5 protein-coding genes and 1 pseudogene are annotated in these 4,405 nt (G+C 67.2%); 1 reads left to right on the top strand and 5 read right to left on the bottom strand.

The window, feature by feature from the left end; all coding sequences use genetic code 11:
* Positions 1 to 135 precede the first annotated feature (135 nt).
* From rplS to AC1D00_RS28910, 3 genes are all read right to left on the bottom strand, one after another.
* Positions 136 to 516 carry a 50S ribosomal protein L19 gene (gene rplS, locus AC1D00_RS28920; RefSeq protein WP_027573014.1) on the bottom strand — a complete coding sequence of 127 codons (381 nt, stop codon included), beginning with the start codon at positions 514 to 516 and terminating at the stop codon, positions 136 to 138.
* 110 nt (positions 517 to 626) lie between these two features.
* Positions 627 to 1,394, bottom strand: a complete 768-nt coding sequence (gene trmD, locus AC1D00_RS28915) for a tRNA (guanosine(37)-N1)-methyltransferase TrmD (protein ID WP_477013012.1) — start codon at positions 1,392 to 1,394, stop codon at positions 627 to 629.
* 65 nt (positions 1,395 to 1,459) lie between these two features.
* Positions 1,460 to 2,683, bottom strand: coding sequence for an MFS transporter (locus tag AC1D00_RS28910; RefSeq protein WP_477013011.1), 1,224 nt, complete (start codon positions 2,681 to 2,683; stop codon positions 1,460 to 1,462).
* Between the two features lie 129 nt (positions 2,684 to 2,812).
* On the opposite strand from AC1D00_RS28910, the gene AC1D00_RS28905 reads away from it, so the two are divergent.
* Complete coding sequence (locus AC1D00_RS28905; protein ID WP_477013010.1) at positions 2,813 to 3,733, top strand: LysR substrate-binding domain-containing protein; 921 nt, start codon at positions 2,813 to 2,815, stop codon at positions 3,731 to 3,733.
* Here the strand turns inward: AC1D00_RS28905 and rimM are convergent.
* Both rimM and AC1D00_RS28895 read right to left on the bottom strand, forming a co-directional pair.
* Complete coding sequence (gene rimM / locus AC1D00_RS28900; protein ID WP_477013009.1) at positions 3,730 to 4,251, bottom strand: ribosome maturation factor RimM; 522 nt, start codon at positions 4,249 to 4,251, stop codon at positions 3,730 to 3,732. The genes AC1D00_RS28905 and rimM overlap by 4 nt on opposite strands.
* A 9-nt stretch (positions 4,252 to 4,260) precedes the next feature.
* A pseudogene (locus AC1D00_RS28895) lies at positions 4,261 to 4,405 on the bottom strand (30S ribosomal protein S16); the annotation flags it as partial.

Raw genomic sequence — 4,405 nt, 5'->3', positions numbered from 1 at the left:
CAGCGAAGCAATCCAGAAATGCATCCGCGGARMCAGYCTGGATTGCTTCGCTKCGCTCGCAATGACGGTGGGGCAAAACAAAAAAGCGCGGGGCGTTTGGCCCCGCGCTCTTCGAAACTCGTCTGTAAGCGGAGCTTACTCGCCGACGGCCGCCGCGCGGTCCTGCTTCTCGACGATGCGGGCCGACTTGCCGCGAAGGTTGCGGAGGTAATACAGCTTGGCGCGACGCACCTTGCCGCGGCGCACCACCTTGATCGAGTCGATCATCGGCGACATCACCGGGAACACGCGCTCGACGCCCTCGCCGTACGAAATCTTGCGCACGGTGAAGCTCTCGTTGAGGCCACCGCCGGAACGGCCGATGCAGACGCCTTCATAGGCCTGCACGCGGGTGCGGTCGCCTTCGACGACCTTCACGTTGACGATCACGGTGTCGCCGGGGCCGAATTCCGGAATGTCCTTGCCGGCGGACAGCTTGTCGAATTGCTCTTGTTCGAGCTGCTTGATCAGGTTCATGGGTAAATCTCCATCGGCGCGCCCAGCCTTTTCAAACGGGGGCTGCGCGAAATTCGTCTATCCAGCCATTGCGGATTTGGCCGCTGCTATAAGGCAAGCCGGAGCGTTTGTCACCCGTCTGTCTTGTTTTTTGGCGTTTTTTGGCGACCGGCCCGATTCGGGGCCTTGACYGGGATTTGGGCCCACAAATCGGGCCGCCGGGCCGCCGTCAGGGCCTCGGATTCGGCCCGCCGCCAGGCCGCGACCTTGGCGTGGTCGCCGGAGGTCAGGATCTCGGGGATCGGGACCCCCTCGAACAGCTGCGGACGGGTATATTGGGGGTATTCGAGCAGGCCGTCGGAGAAGCTTTCCTCGGTTCCCGAGGCCTCCTTGCCCATCACCCCCGGCAGCAGCCGGACGCAGGCGTCAATCAGCGCCAGGGCCGCGATTTCGCCCCCGGACAGCACGTAATCGCCGATCGAGACCTCCTCCAGGCCCCGCCCGTCGATCACCCGCTGGTCGATCCCCTCGAACCGCCCACAGACGATCAGCGGGCCGGGGCCCTGGGCAAGTTCCACGACGCGGGCCTGGGTCAATGGCCGACCCCGCGGGCTCATCAGAAGACGGGGCCGCTCTTTTGAAGAGTCCTGGCCAATCTCCGCCGCGTCGATGGCGGCCGCCAGGACATCCGCCCGCAGCACCATGCCCGGGCCGCCGCCGGCGGGGGTGTCGTCGACGCTGCGATGCCGGTCGGTGGCGGAGGCCCGAATGTCCCGCGCCTCCAGCTCCCAAACTCCGGAGGCCAGCGCCCGGCCGGCCAGGCTCACGCCGAGCGGTCCCGGAAACATCTCCGGAAACAGCGTCAGCACCGTCGCGCGCCAGGGTGAGGAAGTCGTCATCGCCGCTGGTTAGGGCATTGCGGCCGACAGGTCGAGGCCCCGGATTCGCGAGATCTTTGGATTCCTCAGGCTCGCCGGCCATCCGGCAGATGCGATGCCAGCAGCAGCGCCAGCGGGCATATCGCGAGCGCCGTGACCGCCGTCGCCGCGGTGGCCAGCGTCGGACCTAGGGCGTCGCCGAGCAGGCCGTAGAACACCGGCGCGATGGCGCCCGATCCGATCGTGCCGGTGTAGAACAGCGCGAAGGCGCGCTCGGTGCGATGAGGCGATGTGAGCTCGGGGACCGTGCCGTAGAGCACCGAGGACGTGCCGTTGAGCATCACGCCGAGCAGCGGCAGCACGATGATCGCCGGGATCAGCGGCAATACCAGCACCGCGAGGATCAGCGCGGCGGTGCCGCCCTCGGTGAGAAGCACGGTGCGGATCGTGCCGATCCGTTCGCCGAGCCAGCCGCAGGTGAATTTGCCGGCGGCGCCGCCGATGAACACCATCGCCAGCGCAACGCCGCTCGTCGGCAGCGAGGCGCCCTTGTCGCGCAGCAGGAACGGCAGGAAGGTGAGGAAGCCCATCCGCACTGCGCTGTCGAGAATCCCGATCGCGAGCAGCCAGGAGAAGCCGCCGCGGCCGGCATGCGTGCCTTGCGCCGTGACCGCTGATTTCTGCGCAAAGCCCTTGCCGACGGCCGGCATCAACAGCGCGAGGCAGAGTGCAACGAGCAGGCCCATGAGTGCAACCAGAAGCAGCGCATGCCGCCACGACATGACCACCAGCAGCATCGCCGTGAGAGCCGGGAGCGCCGCCTTGCCGAGATCGCCGCTGAAATTATAGATGCCGAGTGGTCCGCGCGCGGCCTTGCCATAGGCGCGCGACACCGCGGCCGAGGCGAGCGGATGCTGCGTGCTCGAACCCGCGCCTGAAACGAGGAGCGCAAGGCCCAGCCCCACGACGCCGCCGGACAGTCCGGCCAGGACGTAGCCGAGCGCGGCCAACAGCGTGCCGAGCGCGAGCAGGATCTTGCCGTCGATCCGCTCGGCGAGGCGGCCGACCGGGATTTGCAGCCCGGCCATGGCGCCGGAATAGAGCCCGCGCATCACCGCCAAAAGGCCGTAGCTGAGCGCGAACTCGGCCTGCCAGACCGGCAGCAGCACATAGATCAGGTCGGTGTAGCCATCGTGGAGGGCGTGATTGATGCCGGTCGCCGCCAGCGTGCGGCGCGGCTTGCTCAGCGTTCCCTCGTCAGGGGCGGCCGCTTGCGGTTGCGATAGAAAACCTGAAGAAAGATTTGCCACGACCTCAAATCCGAATCTGTCGAAAGACGAAGCTGTGTAAGTGCCTTGGCCCTCACTATGCGGCCTTCCAGAATCCGTCACAAACCAGTAATAATCGGATCATGCGCTAGAAATTCTATTGTATGGCCCATGTTCGTTCCTCGCCGCAGCCTGCCGCCCCTGAACGCTGTCCGTGCCTTCGAGGCGGCGGCCCGGCTTGGCAGCTTCAAGGAGGCCGCGGTCGAGCTTGGCGTGACGCATGGCGCGGTCAGCCAGCAGATCCGCCTGCTCGAGACCTGGCTCGGGCCGCCGGCGCTGTTCCGGCGATCGGTGCGGCGGGTGGTGCTGACGCCGGCTGGCGCTGCGCTGCTCGCGGAGTTCGCGCCCGCGCTCGATCGCGTCTCGGCCGCCGTGCAGCAGCATCGCAAGCGCCGCGGCGAGGCGCCGGCCGCGGTGCTGCGCGTCAACGCGCTCGCGACGTTCAGCCTGCGCTGGCTGTTGCCGCGGATGACCAGGTTTCGTGCCGAGCATCCCGATATCGAGGTGCAACTGTCGACGTCGAACGATGCGGTGGATGCCTTGCCCGAGCTGTTCGACGTGGTGATCCGCGGCGGCCCCGACACCTTTCACGGCTTTGCGTCGCGCTTCCTGTTGTCCGAGCAGCGGCTGCCGGTGTGCAGTCCCGCTCTGCGCACGAAGCTGCCGCTGACGGAGGTTGCGGATCTCAGCCGGCATACGCTGCTGCACGTCACCTCGATGCCGCGGCTGTGGCGTGACTGGCTGACCGATGCAGGCGAGTCCGCGCTGGAGGGCGCGGCGTCGCTGACCTTCGATCATTTCTATCTGACGCTTCAGGCCRCGCTCGACGGCCTCGGCGTCGCCATGGGACCGACGGCACTGATCGCCGACGATCTCGCGGCGGGCCGTCTGGTAACGCCGTTCCCGAACATCAGGCTGCCGGCCCGCAGCTACTTTGCTTATTTTCCTGAAGGGCGCGACGACGATCCGCATCGCGCGGTGTTCTGCGACTGGCTCGAGCAGCAGGGCCGTCAGACGGCTGAGCGCGGTTAGCGCTCCTCGCTCTCCTCGCCCGCGATTTCCTCCGGCAGCGCGATCACGACGCGGCCGCCGGCGATGTCGACCTCCGGCACCACCGCGTTGGAGAACGGCAGCAGCAGGGACGTGCCTTTGGGCGGCGCGATCTCGATGATGTCGCCGGCGCCGAAATTATGGATCGCGAGCACGCGGCCGAGCGCATCGCCGTCCGTGGTGATGGCGGCGAGCCCGATCAGATCGGTGTGGTAATATTCGTCCTCATCCGTCGCGGGCAGTTTTTCGCGCGCGACATAGAGCTCGRTGCCGTTGAGGCGCTCGGCCTCATCGCGGGTCGTGACGCCCTTGAACGTCGCGACCAAATGATCCCTGGCCTCGCGCGCCGTTGCTACCTCGAACTGGCTCTTGCCGTCCTTGGACAGCAGCGGGCCGTAGCGCTTCACGGCAAAAGGATCTTCGGTGAAGGTCCATAGTTTGACCGCACCGCGCACACCATGCGCGGCGCCGATCCGCGCGACGCAGACCAGCGCCGACATGGTCTGGCCTTAACCCTTCGCGGCGGCTTCGGCCTGCGCCTTGCGCTCCTTGCGCGGCACGGCCTTCTGCGGGTTGTTGCGGGCTTCGCGCTTCTTGACGCCGGCAGCGTCGAGGAAACGCGACACGCGGTCCGACGGCTGCGCGCCCTTGGCG

The sequence above is a fragment of the Bradyrhizobium sp. P2_E8 genome, from assembly GCF_056403875.1.
The sequence above is the reverse complement of the archived record's forward strand: the minus strand, read 5'-3'. Positions and strand labels throughout refer to the sequence as shown.